This is a genomic window from Tardiphaga sp. 813_E8_N1_3 (genome assembly GCF_051811025.1).
Taxonomy (GTDB): Bacteria; Pseudomonadota; Alphaproteobacteria; order Rhizobiales; family Xanthobacteraceae; genus Tardiphaga.
In genome coordinates this window covers 3,174,675-3,190,276 of record NZ_JBPWQE010000001.1, presented here as the reverse complement: position 1 = coordinate 3,190,276, position 15,602 = coordinate 3,174,675, and the positions used below count along the sequence as shown (strand labels likewise).

17 protein-coding genes are annotated in these 15,602 nt (G+C 61.8%); 7 read left to right on the top strand and 10 right to left on the bottom strand.

All coding sequences use genetic code 11. From position 1 onward, the window contains the following. Nucleotides 1–54 precede the first annotated feature (54 nt). From AB8A33_RS15315 to AB8A33_RS15305, 3 genes are read left to right on the top strand one after another with little or no spacing between them, the layout of a single operon-like run. Complete coding sequence (locus AB8A33_RS15315) at nucleotides 55–387, top strand: rhodanese-like domain-containing protein (RefSeq protein ID WP_439093515.1); 333 nt, start codon at nucleotides 55–57, stop codon at nucleotides 385–387. Nucleotides 388–394: 7 nt separating this feature from the next. Continuing rightward, the gene (locus tag AB8A33_RS15310) at nucleotides 395–1,549 is read left to right on the top strand and encodes an aminotransferase (protein ID WP_439093514.1); all 1,155 of its coding nucleotides are present in this window, start codon (nucleotides 395–397) and stop codon (nucleotides 1,547–1,549) included. A 9-nt stretch (nucleotides 1,550–1,558) separates the two neighbouring features. Beyond that, nucleotides 1,559–2,671 (top strand): polyamine ABC transporter substrate-binding protein, encoded by a 1,113-nt coding sequence (locus tag AB8A33_RS15305; RefSeq protein WP_439093513.1) that lies wholly within the window; start codon nucleotides 1,559–1,561, stop codon nucleotides 2,669–2,671. A gap of 3 nt (nucleotides 2,672–2,674) precedes the next feature. Here AB8A33_RS15305 and AB8A33_RS15300 read toward each other — a convergent pair whose 3' ends face one another. The 7 genes from AB8A33_RS15300 to AB8A33_RS15270 form a co-directional block, all read right to left on the bottom strand. Next, nucleotides 2,675–3,610: a lipid A biosynthesis lauroyl acyltransferase gene (locus AB8A33_RS15300; RefSeq protein WP_439093512.1), complete on the bottom strand. Its 936-nt coding sequence runs from the start codon at nucleotides 3,608–3,610 to the stop codon at nucleotides 2,675–2,677. After that, on the bottom strand, nucleotides 3,610–4,632 hold the full coding sequence (locus AB8A33_RS15295) for a zinc-binding dehydrogenase (RefSeq protein WP_175367368.1): 1,023 nt from the start codon (nucleotides 4,630–4,632) through the stop codon (nucleotides 3,610–3,612). The genes AB8A33_RS15300 and AB8A33_RS15295 overlap by 1 nt, the downstream gene beginning before the upstream one ends. 104 nt (nucleotides 4,633–4,736) lie before the next feature. After that, entirely contained in the window at nucleotides 4,737–6,017 is a 1,281-nt protein-coding gene (locus AB8A33_RS15290; protein WP_439093511.1) for a beta-ketoacyl-ACP synthase, read from the bottom strand. A 27-nt stretch (nucleotides 6,018–6,044) separates the two neighbouring features. Next, complete coding sequence (locus AB8A33_RS15285; protein ID WP_439093510.1) at nucleotides 6,045–7,250, bottom strand: beta-ketoacyl-ACP synthase; 1,206 nt, start codon at nucleotides 7,248–7,250, stop codon at nucleotides 6,045–6,047. Then, on the bottom strand, nucleotides 7,243–7,716 hold the full coding sequence (locus tag AB8A33_RS15280; protein ID WP_089267169.1) for a 3-hydroxyacyl-ACP dehydratase FabZ family protein: 474 nt from the start codon (nucleotides 7,714–7,716) through the stop codon (nucleotides 7,243–7,245). Before AB8A33_RS15280 ends, AB8A33_RS15285 begins: the two co-directional genes overlap by 8 nt. A 9-nt stretch (nucleotides 7,717–7,725) precedes the next feature. Then, a complete protein-coding gene (locus AB8A33_RS15275; RefSeq protein WP_002711294.1) occupies nucleotides 7,726–8,007 on the bottom strand; it encodes an acyl carrier protein in 282 nt (93 codons plus the stop codon). A gap of 189 nt (nucleotides 8,008–8,196) precedes the next feature. After that, nucleotides 8,197–8,544 (bottom strand): hypothetical protein, encoded by a 348-nt coding sequence (locus tag AB8A33_RS15270; protein WP_439093509.1) that lies wholly within the window; start codon nucleotides 8,542–8,544, stop codon nucleotides 8,197–8,199. A gap of 176 nt (nucleotides 8,545–8,720) precedes the next feature. Here AB8A33_RS15270 and AB8A33_RS15265 point away from each other — a divergent pair, with 176 nt between their 5' ends. Continuing rightward, on the top strand, nucleotides 8,721–9,347 hold the full coding sequence (locus AB8A33_RS15265) for a ParB-like protein (RefSeq protein ID WP_439093508.1): 627 nt from the start codon (nucleotides 8,721–8,723) through the stop codon (nucleotides 9,345–9,347). Here AB8A33_RS15265 and AB8A33_RS15260 read toward each other — a convergent pair. From AB8A33_RS15260 to AB8A33_RS15250, 3 genes are all read right to left on the bottom strand, one after another. Beyond that, on the bottom strand, nucleotides 9,308–9,817 hold the full coding sequence (locus AB8A33_RS15260; RefSeq protein WP_439093507.1) for an MgtC/SapB family protein: 510 nt from the start codon (nucleotides 9,815–9,817) through the stop codon (nucleotides 9,308–9,310). The two genes, AB8A33_RS15265 and AB8A33_RS15260, sit on opposite strands and share 40 nt — an antisense overlap. 26 nt (nucleotides 9,818–9,843) lie before the next feature. Continuing rightward, nucleotides 9,844–10,422, bottom strand: a complete 579-nt coding sequence (locus tag AB8A33_RS15255) for a peroxidase-related enzyme (protein ID WP_439093506.1) — start codon at nucleotides 10,420–10,422, stop codon at nucleotides 9,844–9,846. Nucleotides 10,423–10,512: 90 nt separating this feature from the next. Continuing rightward, the gene (locus AB8A33_RS15250; protein ID WP_089267173.1) at nucleotides 10,513–12,273 is read right to left on the bottom strand and encodes an ATP-binding protein; all 1,761 of its coding nucleotides are present in this window, start codon (nucleotides 12,271–12,273) and stop codon (nucleotides 10,513–10,515) included. A 305-nt stretch (nucleotides 12,274–12,578) separates the two neighbouring features. On the opposite strand from AB8A33_RS15250, the gene AB8A33_RS15245 reads away from it, so the two are divergent. From AB8A33_RS15245 to AB8A33_RS15235, 3 genes are all read left to right on the top strand, one after another. Further along, a complete protein-coding gene (locus AB8A33_RS15245) occupies nucleotides 12,579–13,475 on the top strand; it encodes a LysR family transcriptional regulator (protein ID WP_068730595.1) in 897 nt (298 codons plus the stop codon). Nucleotides 13,476–13,656: 181 nt separating this feature from the next. Continuing rightward, nucleotides 13,657–14,661 (top strand): Bug family tripartite tricarboxylate transporter substrate binding protein, encoded by a 1,005-nt coding sequence (locus AB8A33_RS15240; RefSeq protein ID WP_439093505.1) that lies wholly within the window; start codon nucleotides 13,657–13,659, stop codon nucleotides 14,659–14,661. After that, nucleotides 14,658–15,527, top strand: a complete 870-nt coding sequence (locus tag AB8A33_RS15235) for an amidohydrolase family protein (RefSeq protein ID WP_439093504.1) — start codon at nucleotides 14,658–14,660, stop codon at nucleotides 15,525–15,527. Before AB8A33_RS15240 ends, AB8A33_RS15235 begins: the two co-directional genes overlap by 4 nt. The last annotated feature ends 75 nt before the right edge of the window (nucleotides 15,528–15,602 follow it).

The window sequence follows — 15,602 nt, the reverse complement described above, 5'->3', positions numbered from 1 at the left end:
GCGTTTCCGCCTCTTCGCATTCGCTCCGGACACCGGGGCGCCAGGAGGTTTGTGGTGGCAGGCGAAGCTCATACCGTTCACGATTTGACGCCCGAGGAAGTCTCCAAGGGGATCACTGAGGGCAAGTATCTGCTGGTTGATGTGCGCGAGCCCAACGAAGTGGCTGTGGAGGCCTATCCGGATGCGGTGGTGGTCCCGCTGTCGACCTTCGACAGTGCCGATCTGCCTGATCCCGCGGGCAAGCAGATCGTCTTTGCATGCCGGTCGGGCAAGCGTTCGGTGACCGCCTCGCTGGCCGCCCAGGCCGATGGCTTTGCCTATGACAAGCATCTCGCCGGCGGCATTATCGGATGGAAGGCTGCGGGCCTGCCGACCAAGGCTGGCTGACCCCTCGATGAACAAGATCTTCTCTGAGCTGCCCGTCACGGTGTTCGAGGCGATGTCGCAGCTTGCGCGCGACCACAACGCCATCAATCTGGGGCAGGGCTTTCCCGATCATCCCGGTCCCGACGATATCCGTCAGGCGGCCGCCGATGCGGTGCTGAACGGCTACAACCAGTATCCGTCGATGATGGGTATCCCGGAGCTGCGCCAGGCGATCGCCACGCATTACAAGCATTGGCACAAGCTCGACCTGGATCCGATGTCCGAGGTGATGGTGACCTCCGGTGGCACCGAGGCACTGACATCGTCGATCCTCGCGGTGGTCGAGCCCGGCGATGAAGTCGTCTGCTTCCAGCCGGTCTATGATTCCTATCTGCCGATCATTCGTCAGGCCGGCGGCATTCCGCGTCTGGTCAGTCTGAAGCCGCCGCATTGGCGTCTGACGGAAGAAGACCTGCGCGCGGTCTTCAATCACAAGACCAAGGCCGTGCTGTTCAACAGCCCGCTGAATCCAGCTGCGGTGGTGTCGCCGCGCGAGGACCTCGAACTGCTGGCGAAGTTCTGTCAGGAATTCGATACGATCGCGATCTGCGACGAAGTCTGGGAACACGTGACCTTCGACGGCCACGACCATATCCCGCTGATCACCATTCCCGGCATGCGCGATCGCACCATCAAGGTTGGCTCGGCCGGCAAGATCTTCTCGCTCACGGGCTGGAAGATCGGCTTCGTCTGTGCGCCGCCGCATCTCTTGCGCGTCTGCGCCAAGGTGCATCAGTTCCTGACCTTCACGACCGCGCCGAACCTGCAGGTCGCTGTCGCCTACGGTCTCGGCAAGTCGGACGAGTACTTCAAGACGATGCGCGCCGATCTTGCGCGTAGCCGTGATCGTTTGGCTGCCGGTCTGGAGAGCATCGGCTTTCCCGTCATCAAGTCGCAGGGTACGTACTTCCTCACGGTCGATCTGTCGCCGCTGGGGCTGAACGAGACCGACGAGGAATTCTGCCGGCGTCTCGTCTACGACTACAAGGTCGCGGCGATTCCGGTGTCGGCCTTCTATGAGCAGGACAAGGTGACCTCCGTGGTGCGGTTCTGTTTCGCCAAGAACGACGCGACGCTCGATACCGCGCTGGAGCGTCTGCACAACGCCGTTCATCGCCGCTAGGGGAAGTTGATGCGCATGGGCAAGTACGGGATCGCGTGGGTCGTCGGAGCGGCGCTGCTGTGGTCCTTGCCGGTGCAGGCGCAAGAACAAAAGCAGGAGCGCGTCGTCAACTTCTACAACTGGTCGAACTACATGGCGCCCGGCGTGCTGGAGGCGTTCACTAGGGAGACCGGGATCAAGGTCGTCTACGACACCTTCGACGCCAACGAGACGCTGGAGACGCGGCTCTTGGCCGGAAAATCCGGTTACGACGTCGTGGTGCCGACGGCCTATTTCCTGCAGCGCCAGATCACCGCGAAAGTGTTCCAGAAGCTCGACAAGGCGAAGCTGCCGAACCTCGCCAATGCCTGGTCGGAAGTGACGAAACGCCTCGCGATCTACGATCCCGGCAATCAGTTTGCCGCAAACTACATGTGGGGCACCACCGGCATCGGCTACAACGTCAAGCAGGTCGCGAAGATCCTCGGACCTGATGCGAAGATCGATAGCTGGGACATTGTCTTCAAGCCGGAGAATCTTGCGAAGTTCAAGGATTGCGGCATCCACATGCTGGACTCCGCGGACGACATTCTGCCGGCTGCGCTGAATGCGCTGGGTCTCGATCCCAATTCCACCAAGCAGCCGGATCTCGAAAAGGCTGCCGATCTTGTCGGCAAGATCAGGGGCAATGTCCGCAAGTTTCACTCATCGGAATATCTGAGTGCGCTAGCGACCGGCGAGATCTGTCTGGTGGTCGGCTGGTCCGGGGACATCATTCAGGCGCGTGCGCGGGCGGATGAGGTGAAGAACGGCGTCGAGATCGGCTATGCGGTGCCGAAGGAGGGCGCGCAGATGTTCTTCGATAATCTGGCGATCCCGGCCGATGCGAAGAACGTCAACGAAGCCTATGAGCTGATCAACTATCTCTACCGGCCGGATGTCGCTGCGAAGAATTCGGATTTTCTCGGCTATGCCAATGGTAATCTCGCCAGCCAGAAGCTGATCGATCCGAAAATCCTCAGCGACAAGACGATCTATCCGGATGAGGCGATGCTGCAGAAGCTGTTCGTCATCACCGCGCGCGATCCGGCAACGCAGCGCGTGATCAACCGGTTGTGGACGAAAGTGAAGACTGGTCGCTGAGCGCTATCGCCAGCGCCGATGCAGCCACAGCCACTGCTCCGGATATTCCCGGATCCAGCCTTCCAGCACTGATGTCACCGCCTGCATGGTGCCCTGAACGTCGACCTTGCCATTGGCATCGCGCACCGGTTTCACCTCTTCGGAGACTTCGATGCGGAAGCGATGATCGGGGAGGCGGATGATACGAACGCCGTGGATCGGGCAATCGACCTGGCGCAACAGCCGCGCCAGCATCGGATTGGCGTTGGTCTTGCGGCCGAAAAAATCCACCGGGACGCCATTGGTGAACCATTGATCCACCAGCATGGCGACGTGCTTGCCCTCGTTCAGCGCGTGCGCGAGCTTGAGCGGCGCGTCGTGGCTGGCCGGAATGAGGTTGCCCATGTTGATCGCGCGCGTCTGGTGAATGGCGCGGTCAGCGGCGGCGCTGTTCGGTCGACGATAGAGCACGGCCGCGTCGAGGCCGTGGGCCACAGCAGCGAGTGCAGGAATCTCCCAATTGCCGAGATGGCTGGCGAAAATCAGTGCCGGCTTGCCGTCGTCGCGCAGCTGATCGAAAATTTCCGCCGTGCGCGTCGAGAATTCGACATTGCTGGGCTTGGTCGGATTTGCGGGGTCGTAGTCCCAGATCTGGTCGAGATGCGCGAATTCCGCACCGACGCGCCCCATATTGTCCCAGACACCAGCCAGGATTCTGTCGATCTCTTCCGGTGATTTTTCGGGGAAGGCGGCGGTGAGGTTGGCGCGGCCGATCTTGTCTTCGCGAAACAGCGGCCCGATACGCTGCGTAATCTTGCCGAACAGATTGGCGGTCTTGACCGGATCGAAATAGCGCGTGGTGCGCAGGATGCCGATCGTCAGCGCACCGACAGCGGCGTCGCCTGCAGGCTTCAGGGCATCGCGAATGCGGGCCTTGGTGCGAAGCAGCAGGCGGAGCATCAGAAGTGAACGATGATCTTGCCGAACACCTGGCGGGTTTCCATCCGCTTCAGCGCGGTCTCGACATCGCTGATAGGCACTTCGGTATCGATCACCGGCAGCATGCCGTCAGCCATCTTGTCGAGGCTCTCACTGATGTTCTTCATGGTGGCGCCGAACGATCCGAAGATGCGGTATTGCTGCTGGAACAACTGCATCAGGTTGATCGTCGTCGTCGGCCCTGAGGTCGAGCCGCAAGTCACCAGACGTCCGCCGCGCTTCATCACCAGCAGCGAGCCGTTGAAGGTATCAGCGCCGACGTGTTCGAACACGACATCGACGCCCTTCTTCTTGGTGATCTTGCGCGTCTCGCCCTCGAAGCGATCCTTGCGATAGTTGATGACGTGATCCGCACCGAGTGCCTTTACGCCTTCGATCTTGGAATCGTCGCCCACGGTGGTGATCACGGTGCAACCGATCTTCTTGGCCATCATGATGGCCACGGTGCCAATGCCCGAGCCGCCGGCATGGACGAGAATGGTTTCGCCGGGCTGCAGCTTGGCATTGTCGAACAGCATGTGCTGCACGGTCGAGAAAGCGATCGGGGCGCAGGCGGCGTCGCGGAAGCTGATGCCGTCAGGGACAGGGATCACCAGACGTGCCGGCATGTTCATCAGTTCGCGCGAGAAGCCATCGATATGGAAGCCATAGAGACCGCCGACATTCTCGCAGAAATTGTCGCGGCCTTCCTGACAGGCCTTGCAATGGCCACAGGTCAGCGCGCCATACATCACGACCTTCTGGCCGGGCTTCACATGGGTTACGCCTTCGCCGACCGCAGCGACTTCGCCCGAGGCTTCGGCGCCGATCGACAGCGGCAGCTTGCGCTTGGCGAAGGCCATGCCGCGGAAGCCCCAGACGTCGATATGGTTCAGGCCGACAGCCTTCACGCTGATCTGCACTTCGCCGGCAGCAGGCGGCGGGGGCGGCGGCACGTCGACGACGACGAGCTCACGATCGGCAACAAGATTGAGCGCACGCATGAACCGCGTCTCCGGCAAGAAAGGTTGATTTCGGATGGCCTGCGTATCGCCGGTTCACGTCATGACGTCAACCGGCGAGGGGCGGCCAACGGGGCCGGGGAGCCTTAAACGGGCTCGCCGGTCAGGATCAGCGAGGCATTCTGGCCGCCAAAGCCGAAGGAATTCGACATCACGGCGGTGACCTTTGCGTCGCGGGCGGTATTGGGAACTACGTCGAACGGAATGGCCGGATCGGGAACCTCGTAATTGATCGTCGGCGGGATCCGCTGGTGTTCCAGGGTGAGCAGCGAGAACACCGCCTCGACTGCGCCGGCGGCGGAGAGGGTGTGGCCGACCATGGACTTGTTCGACGAAACCGGAATTTCCTTGGCACGCTCACCGAACACGCTGGAAATGCCGAGATACTCCATCTTGTCGTTTTCCGGCGTGCCGGTGCCATGAGCATTGATGTAGTCGATCTGGTCCGACACCAGGCCGGCATCGGTCAGCGCGTTGTTGACGCAGCCGATGATCGGCTTGCCGTCTGGGCTGGAGCGGGTGCGGTGGAACGAGTCGGCGAGTTCGCCGCAGCCAGCGACGACGCCCAGGATCTTGGCGCCGCGCGCGGTGGCGGCTTCCAGGCTTTCCAGCACCAGTGCACCGGCGCCTTCCGCCATCACGAATCCTTCACGGTTCTTGGCGAAGGGACGCGAAGCTTTTGCCGGTACATCGTTGTTGGTCGACAGCGCCGACAGCAGCGAGAAACGAATGAGCGCTTCCGGATTGACCGAACCATCGGTGCCGACGCAGAGCGCCGCATCGGCTTCGCCGCGGCGGATCGCTTCGACGCCAAGCTGGATCGCGGTGGCGCCCGACGCACAGGCGGTCGACAGTGAGATCGGCGAGCCCTTGGTGCCGAATTTTTCGACCAGATAGTCGGCGACCGAGCCGAACAGGAAGCGGCGATGATACTGCACGAACTGGCCGCCACCGGCGACGCGCAGCAACGTGTCATAATTGATCTCAGCATTGGCGCCCGCGGCCTGCGCGATCGCCTGACGCTGCGGCCACTCGACTTCGACAGGAGCAACCGCGAGGAATAGCGGGCCGGGGAAGTCGCCCTTGCTGCCGATATTGGCCTGCGCGATGGCTTCCTCGGTGGCGAGGTCACCGAGCTTCTCGGACAGGTCGGTGGAGGAGAACGGCTCGACATCGACGAAATCGACGGTGCCGGCCATGGTGGTCTTCATGCCATCGACGGGAAAGCGCGTGATGGTGCGGATGCCGGATTCGCCGGCAGTGAGCTTGGCCCAGTTGTCTGTCTTGCCGGCGCCGAGCGACGTCACAACGCCCATGCCGGTCACGACAACGATCGGTCGGCCGAATTTATCGCGCGTTGCAGTCATGTTCTCTCCGTCGCCCGTGCGGGCCGCTTAGCTGATGGCTTCAACCAGCGCCATGCCCTCGCCGCGCCAATGGCCGGCGCCGATCACGACAATCTGGGTGGGGGCACCGGACTTTTCAATCTCGAGCCCGGTTGAATCGTTCGGCGGAAACATCGCGCCGCGCGAGATCGCCAGCGCAGCGAGGCCAAGGCCGAGCGGGAATTGCGTTTCGAGTGTGTGGCCGAACAACGTGCCGGTGCTGCGAATGGCAACGTCGGCATGCTGCTTGAGGAAAGTCCGCTCTTCGGATGTCACGGGCTCTGCGCCAGTCGCGCCGGTGATGATCGCGGCATCCTTACTGGCGCCGAGCTTCGACCACAGTTGCTGCAGCGACGTGGTGACTTCGCCGGGGGTCTTGCGGCGGGCGTGATCGGCGACCACGCTCTTGAGACGGGCGAGCGGCTTGGCGCCACGCGCTTCCGCATGTGCCCGCGACTCGACCACGAGGAATGCGCCGGCCGAGCCGAGCGCGAAGCCCGAATTGTTCTCGCGTGCCCACACGGTCTCGAACTTGTTCTTCAGATTGAAGTCGTCGAATTCGTACAGCAGCAGCAAATCCTTGCGCTCGCCATTGTGCGCGGCACCGATCAGCGCGATGTCGCTCTGTCCGGAGGCGATGCGTGCCAGCGCGATACGTGCGGCATCGACGCCGGCGGCTTCCTCACCCATAAAGGTGCGGGATGAACCAGTGACACCGTGAACGATGGCAATATTGCCGGCCATGAGGTTGGAGAGCTGAGCCAGGAAAAGCGTCGGCCGCAAATCGTTCAGCAGTTTCTCGTTGAGTAGGCCGGCCCCGCCTGCGCCATGGGCTTCCGCATTCAGGATGCCGGAATCGACGGCCAGATCGCGTTCACCGCCACCGGCAGCTACGATCATGTCCATCTTCGACAGGATGTCCTTGTTGCCTTTGACGCCAGCAGATTCCAGCGCGAGGCCCGCCGCATATGTGCCGATGCGCTGCCAGGCTTCCATCTGCCGCTGATCGCCCTTCTTGGGGATCTGCGTGTCGTAGGACACCGGCGCCAGCGGATGTACGATGTAGGGCGCAAAGCCTGTCTCATCGATATTGATGCGCTTGTTGTTCAACGCATCCCAATGCGCGTCAGGGCCTTCGCCCAATGACGTGGCGAGGCCGATGCCGGTGATCCACGCTTCCACCGGCTCGGATGTCATCGGTCGGGTTTCAGCCATTGGTGATCGCCTGTAGGGGAAATCCGATGCGTTCGGCCACGATGTCCATGTGCCCGCGCAAATCCGGATGGGGGAACGGGACGGTCTTGAAAGTGAGCTGCGCGTTGCAGGTCAGCTTGCCGTCGACCTTGATCTTGACAGTGGTCATGTAGAAGCCGTCGCCTTCGTGCAGCACGCTGGCGGTGATGTCCAGCTTCGTGCCGGGCGTGATGAAGGTGCGCATCTTGGCTTCCTTCACCGCAGCGAGGAAGGGCATGCGCTCGAACTTCATCAGCGCGATCAGCAGCCAGCCCGACGTCTGCGCCATCGACTCGATCAGCAGCACGCCGGGCATCAGCGGGTAGCCCGGGAAGTGACCCTCGAAGATGGTGCTGGTCTCGGGAACGTTGGCTTCGACCGTGATCGTCCGTTCGCCGACATTGAGGTCGGTGATGCGGTCGATCAGGTGAAAATATTCGAGGTTCATGGCGGGGCGTTACGCGCCCTTGGCCGCGACCAATTCGTCGATGCGCGCGCTGAGGTTCTTCAGGACGAAATACTGCTCAGTGGTCGCCTTGCCGTCATTGACCTCCTGGGTCCATTTTTCGAGCGGCAGCTTGATCCCGAACGCCTTGTCGATCGCGAAAGCGATATCCAGGAAGTCGAGGCTGTCGATCCCCAGATCGTCGATGGCGTGGCTTTCCGGCGTGATCGTGTCGCGGGGAATGTCGCAAGTCTCGGCGATGATTGTAGCGACCTGATCGAATGTGGAGGACATTACTAAGCCTTTGATATATTGAAGATAATGTTCGATCGGCGCGCGCAAAGACAGGGCTTCGCCCCGGGGCAGTCCCGGTCCGCCGTATAGAGTCGATTGCCCGTATATCGGAGCGGGGGCGGCAGTTCAATGCAGTTGAGCGCCCGCTCACCAGCCCCTGTGGGCTGTGGAAAGAGGGTTTGGCGCGCCTCAGCCGTGCGGCGCAACAATATGGGCGCAGTCGCGGCGGCCCATCAACACGCAATCCTGGGTTTTGCGGAGATCCGCGATGCTGACCGCGAGCCAGATCCCGACACCCACGAGGATCACCGTGAAGCCAAAGGCTGCGCTATTGGCCAGCATCCGGTGACGGAAGTCGTCGGGGTCGTCCGGCGTTTGTTCATAACGGGACAGGTCGCTGGCGCCGGTGGTCTGGCGGCGGCGGGGTTGGTCGGCGGGAGCGGTGGGATGGTGTGGCAGCGTGGCCGAGGTGCGCGGCACAAAACGAAGCACGCGGTGCTCGTCATCCTCTCTGATAATCGGCTGTTGGGTCTTCATGGTCGGGGTCTGCGCATCCAATGCCAGACTCTAACACGATGCGGCTGCTTCGCGCAGCTAAAGTCCGCATGGCACGGATGCGGCAATCGTCAGAAATGACGTGGAACTGATCCGCCTCGGCGCAGCGCCCATGCCATACTTCGCTCTGATGAAACGTCGGATAGATGGGAGGCCACATGCCGAACACACGCGAACCGTTGTTGCATCCGGTCCCGATCCTGTCGCTGCGGCCAACGCAGATGACGGTGGGCATGCGCGAGGTGAAGGAGAAGCGCAAACGCTGGCGCGCGCATAAGTCCAAGCGCAAACAGGCCGAGCTGCTCGGCCAGCACATGATCCCCGTGGTGCTCGGGCCGGATCAGCGCCACTACGTGGTCGATCACCATCATCTCGCACGTGCGCTGCATGACGAAGGCGTGAAGGATGTGCTCGTCACCGTGATCGCGGATCTCACGATGGTCGATATGAAAGCATTCTGGGGTGTGCTCGATCACCGCCGCTGGGCCTACCCCTATGACGCCAAGGGCGAGCGACGACACTTCAAGGATATTCCGAAATCGGTGACGGGCCTGAAGGACGATCCGTTCCGCAGCCTGGCCGGCGAGATTCGCCGCGCCGGTGGCTATGCCAAGGACACCACGCCGTTCAGCGAATTCCTGTGGGCGGACCTGTTTCGCAGCCGGCTCTCCACCAAGGAGGTCGTGGCCGATTTCGCCAAGGCATTGGAGAAGGCGCTGGCGATCGCCAAAAGCAAGGATGCGATCTATTTGCCCGGCTGGTGCGGACCGGCGTCGGACGACTGAGGCGCGTCCATCGGAATCGAGGCCGGATCGCCTTTGCCGCCGAAGACGCGGTGCAGCGCGCGTTCGACCTTGCCGCCAAGCAGTAGCACAATGAAGGCGATCACGACCGAGACGGTGACAATGCGCCAGTGACCGGCGCCGCACATGATGCCGACACAGGCTGTCAGCCAGACACAGGCAGCGCTGGTCAGGCCGCGGACTCGGAAATGGCGTTCGGCATGGAAGATCACGCCGGCACCGAGAAAGCCGACGCCTGTGAGTATGCCCTGGACGACCCGGCTCCCGGCATCCGTGAAGCCGCCTTTGCCGAGCGGATCTGCCAGTACCACGATCATGGCTGTGGCCAGGCTGACGAGCCCCAGCGTACGTACGCCGACGGGCTTGCCGTGCAGATCGCGATTGAGGCCGATGGCGCCGCCAACCAGGGCGGCGACGCCCAGACGCAAGATGATGTCCGACCAGTCGAGCACTACGAGATCCTTCTAAACCCGCGCCATTATTTCGGCAGCCGGCCCATCATATAGAATTCGTCATTCGGCTTCATGTTGGTGACATTGGCCATCCGGTTCGACAGCGCGAAGAAGGCCGAGATCGCGGTGATGTCCCAGATATCGTCGTCGCTGAAGCCGTGGCCGGAGACCTCGGCAAAATCCTGCTCGCCGATCGTCTCGGCGGACCGGCTCACTTTCATGGCGAAATCCAGCATCGCACGCTGCTTCGGCGTGATGTCGGCCTTGCGGTAGTTGACGGCGATCTGGTCGGCGATGGTCGGGCTCTTGGCGCGAATGCGCAGGATCGCACCATGCGCGATGACGCAATAATGGCACTGGTTGGCGGCTGACGTCGCGACCACGATCATCTCACGCTCGGCCTTGGTCAGCCCGCTGTCCTTTTCCATCAAGGCATCGTGATAGGCGAAGAACGCGCGGAATTCGTCGGGGCGATAGGCCAGCGACAGGAACACGTTCGGCACGAAGCCGGACTTTTCCTGCACGCCCATAATGCGCGTACGGATGTCCTCGGGCAGCTTGTCGAGGGCGGGTGTCGGAAAGCGTTTCGCAATCGGCTGGGTCATCTGGCGTTCCCGTGAACGTTTCTGTTTCACGAGACCATAGGCGATCACGCCGTCACCGCAAAGCGCTTGCGGCAATGCAAGCCGATGCGATTAGCGCAGCGGTTTCTTGAGCAGCGAGAAGCGATCCGGATCGAGGCCGAGCGAGGGTTGCAGCATCGGGGCTTCGACGCTGCGGCTCGGCGTCGCCAGCGGCCGCTCGATGAAGCCGGGATCGTTCGGCACCTCGCGATGCGATGTGGCGCCGCGCCAGCGTTCCAGCACCGCGCTGACGAACTGCATGTCGTGACCGGCGGCGACCGAGGGCACTGTCGCGATGGTGGCTTCGGAGCGCGGCAGCTGATGCGGTGGCACTTCCTTGAAGCGAAGGCGGGTCGGCAATGCGACGCCTTCACCGAAGGCGAGCACTTCGCGCGTGCCGAGTGAAGGCACAAAGGATAGCAGGTTGGCAGCGGCATCCGACACCGCGGAGCGCAGCAGCGCCTGGTCGCGCTCGTTGGCAAGGCGCATGGCGAACAGTGTGTTGCACTGGGAAATGATGGTGGCGTCGAGTTCTGCAGGACGCTGCGTCACGAGGCCGAGATAGACGCCGTATTTGCGGCCTTCCTTGGCGATGCGCGACACTGCCTTGCGGGTCGGGCCAAAGCCGATATTGCGGTCTGCGGAGGCGTAGCGATGCGCTTCCTCGCAGACGAACAGCAGTGGCGAGGCGCCGTCGCTCCACAGGCCGAAATCGAATGCCATACGACAGAGCACCGACACCACGCTATCGACGACTTCCGCGGGGAAGCCGGCGAGCTGCATGATGGTCATCGGCTTGCCGTTGGCGGGCAGGCGGAAAAGATGGCTGATCACTTCCGCCATGGTGTCGCCGCCGACATTGGCGTTGTCGAACATGAAGGCGTAGCGCGGATCGTTCTTCACCGCTTCGATGCGCGAGATCAGCTTGTGATACTGGATGCGCGACGAGCGATTCTCGAGCTTGCCCATGCGCTCGTCAATCAGCGAGATCAAATCGACCAGGCGATAAGGCACCGGCGTATCGACGGTGTAGCCGATGGTCTTGGGATCGATGCGCTTGAGGCCAATGCGGTCGGCGTTCTGGTATTGCGTGTAGACGCCCTTGGCGATCGGGATGACTTCCGAGAGGATTTCGAGCTCTTCGGGCACGCCGGGGCGGCCGGCGAACAGAACGTCGACGATTTCCTCGAAATTGAACAGCCAGAACGGCAGTTTCAGATTACGCGGGTTCAGCACCAGCGACTTATCGCCGAAGCAGCGGCCATATTCGTTATGCACGTCGAGCAGGAAGATGCGCAGATGCGGGCGCGACTTCAGGATTTCATTGAGCAGCAGCGACACGCCGGTGGATTTACCGACACCGGTGGAGCCGAGCACCGCGAAGTGCTTGCTCAGCATTTCCTCGACGTCGACATAAGCGGCGACCGACTTGTCCTGCTGCAGCGTGCCCACGTTGATCTGCTCGGAGCCGGACGGCGCATAGACCGTGCGCAGATCGTGATTGCTGATCAGATCGACGATGTCGTCGATCGTGGGATAGTTGGTGACGCCGCGCTGGAATTTGGCCTTGTCTCCATGCCCCATGATCTCGCCGAGCAGATCGACCGAGGCGCTCGCGATATACATGTCCGATGCATGCATGTTCTCGGCGGACACTTCCGTGATCATGGCGATGATGGTCGAGGAGGCGCAACGGATGCTGACGAAGCGGCCGACCGTGCCGCGCATCTCCGAAGGCGTCATCGGGTTCACGGCGAGCAGGCCGACCCGGGCCAGCGAGCCGCGAACTGAGATAATGCGCCCGAACGACGCCGCTGCGTTTAAACTGGTCATTGATGAATTCGCGTCTCACGCCCCGGTTGGGCCGACTATGCGGGTCAGGGACTGGACAAATTGTTAAGGCGCGTCCGCGGGCTATCGGCGGGCTCTGCTCGTCAAACTTGCATTGCGGAATTAGCTCCGCACTGGAACGCGGAAACTCCGGCACTGGATACCTTGTCGCTCGCGGCTGGCGATCTGGCTTTACGCGGTTTTAACCAGCCCGCGAGGTCGGCATAGGCTGGCGTCCTGACCTTGCATGGGTCGTCGTCGCCGCGTTATCTCAGCGCGGTCGCCTTCGGCCCGTGTACGGACCTCTCATGCGCATCGATTTTCCCGGCCTGCAGGCGTTTCTGAGCATCGCGGAGCGGGGCAGCTTTTCGCGCGCGGCCGCGCACCTCAATCTGTCGCAGACGGCGCTGAGCCACCGGATCAAGAAACTGGAAGAGGATCTCGGCTTTCAGCTGCTCGCCCGGACCACGCGGCAGGTGGCACTGACCCCGGCCGGGCTGGAGCTGCTGCCGACCGCGCGGCGGATGATCGGGGAGTTGTCCGATTCCATCGATCTGCTGCGGGCACGGGGCCGCAAGCGGCAGGAGCACATCGCGCTCGGCTGCCTGCCGACCATCGCCGCCTATCACCTGCCGCGGGTGCTGAAGCAGTTCAATGCGGTGCATCCGGGGATTTCGATCAAGATCCACGACAATTCAGCCAGCGAGATTGCCACTTTGGTGCAGTCCGGGCAGGCAGAGTTCGGCATCACGATCACGGCGACCAATATATGGGATCTGGCTGTGACCCCGCTGATCAAGGAGCGCTTCGTCCTGTTGTGCACGAAGGATCATGCCTTTGCGCAGCGCAAGTTCGTGGCCTGGTCGCATCTCGAGGATATGCCGCTGATCCGTATCAGTCCGCAGGCCGGCAACCGGGCCCTGATTGACGACGCGCTCGGCCATCGCCGCGATAAGCTGAACTGGCGCTACGAGGTGCAGCATCTGCAGACGGCGGTGGGCATGGTGTTCGAGAAGCTCGGCATCGCCGTGGTCCCCAGCATCGCAGTGGCGACGCAGGGAACTGCCGGACTGGTCGCTGTGCCACTGCGTAATCCCAGCGTCAGCCGCACGGTGGGCATCATCGTCAAGCGCGGACAGCCGGTGAGCAAGCCGGCGCAGGCGCTGATCGACCTGACCCGCAAATACTTCCAAGCTGCGGGATAATCCACTCGGCAGGATATATGCAGGAAACTGCACGATTATCCCAGATTTCTCATTTGTTTCATATATCGGAATTGGTTACTGCGGGAGCAGAACGGTCCATAGCCTGTCGCGATGACGTGACGGCCACGGGTACCGACATAAAAACGGCAAGGGTGGACGCATCAGGCGTCTTCAATCCATCATGACGCTCCGCTTCCCGATCAGGCTCAAGCATCTGCTGAGCGCCGCGCATTTGGCGCTCGGTGCGATATTCCTCACGAACGCGGTACCTGTGGCGCAGGCCCAGTCCGGCTATCCGACCAAGCCCATTCGCGTGATCGTGCCGTTTGCGGCCGGCGGTGTTGCCGACATCACGATCCGCATCGTGGCCGAAAAACTCGGCGATAATCTCGGGCAGCGTCTGGTGATCGAGAACATGCCGGGCGCGGGCGGCGTCGTTGCGGCGCGCGCAGTGCTGTCGTCGCAGCCGGACGGCTATACGCTGGCCCTGCTCAGCAACGGCACTGCCGTCAGCGTGCCGCTGTTCAAGAGCCTGCCGTTCGATCCCGTGAAGAACTTTGCGCCGATCTCCAGCATCGGCTTCTTCGATTTCATCGTGGGCACCAATGCGAATTCGCAACACAAGACGCTAGCCGACGTCATCAAGTTCGCGCGCGACAATCCGGGCAAATTGAATGTCGGCACCATCAGTGTCGGCAGCACCCAGAACCTGTCGGCCGAACTGCTCAAATCAACGGCCGGGATCAACTTTCAGATCGTGCCCTATCGCGGAACGCCGGAGGTCATTGTCGGGCTGCTGCGCGAAGACATCGATGTGATGATCGACAACTATGTCGGGATGAAATCGGCGCTGCAGGATGGCAAGATGCGTCCAGTCGGGACCACGGGCGAATCCCGTTCGGTGATCCTGAAAGACGTGCCGACGATGATCGAGGGCGGCGTGAAGGGCTATGACGTCGTGTCATGGAATGCGCTGTTCGCACCGTCCGGTACGCCGCCCGAAGCGATTGCGCGGTTGAATACGGGCCTCCGCGAAGTATTGGCGATGTCCGATGTGAAGCAGAAGCTGCTCGATCTTGGCATCGAGGCGAAAGCGAGTTCGCCCGACGAACTGAAGGCCCGGCTGGTCGACGATATCGCCAAGTGGACCGCCGTGATCGAGAAGGCAGGAATTCCGAAACAATGACGAAACCAACTGTCCCCGGTCCCGATCCGCATACCAAGGTGCCGAAGTTCAAGCTGCCGCCGCTGGCCTGTGACGCGCATACGCATATTTTCGGGCCCGGCGCCAAATATCCCTATGTCGGTTCCTACATTCCGCCCGACGCGCCGCTGGAGGATTTCCAGGCGCTGCACAAGAAGCTGGGCATCGGCCGCGCCGTGATCGTCAATGCCAGCGTGCATGGGACCGACAACCGGGTGGCGCTCGATGCCATCGCGGTGAGCGGCGGGCGTTACCGCGCAGTGGCCAATATCGATGGCACGATTACCGAGAAAGGCCTGCGCGAACTGCATGAAGGCGGCTTCCGCGGTTGCCGCTTCAATTTCGTGCGGCATCTCGGCGGCACGCCGGACATGAAGGTGTTTCACCGCATTATCGATATGATCGCGCCCATGAACTGGCATGTCGACCTGCATTTCGATGCGGTCGATCTGCCCGATTATGCTGACCTGCTGGCAAAACTGCCGGTGCGTTACACCATCGATCATATGGGGCGCGTCAAGGCCGCCGATGGCCTGGAGCAGCAGCCGTTCCGCACCCTGATCGACCTGATGAAGCGCGACGAGAAATGCTGGGTGAAGGTCTCCGGCTGCGAACGCGTGACCTCCATAGGGCCACCCTTCACCGATGCCGTGCCGTTCGCGAAGACAATCTGCGAGACGGCGCCTGATCGCGTGATCTGGGGCACCGACTGGCCGCATCCCAACGTCAAGGCGATGCCGAACGACGGCGATCTCGTCGATCTGATCCCGCTATTTGCTCCGGATCCGGTGATCCAGCAGAAGATCCTCGTCGACAATCCCGCGCGATTATTTGAATTCGACACCTAAAGTCTGACTCATCTTCGATGAATCAGACTCTAGGTTTTCTTTTTTCGAGCATGATCTTATCCGAAAACCGGCATC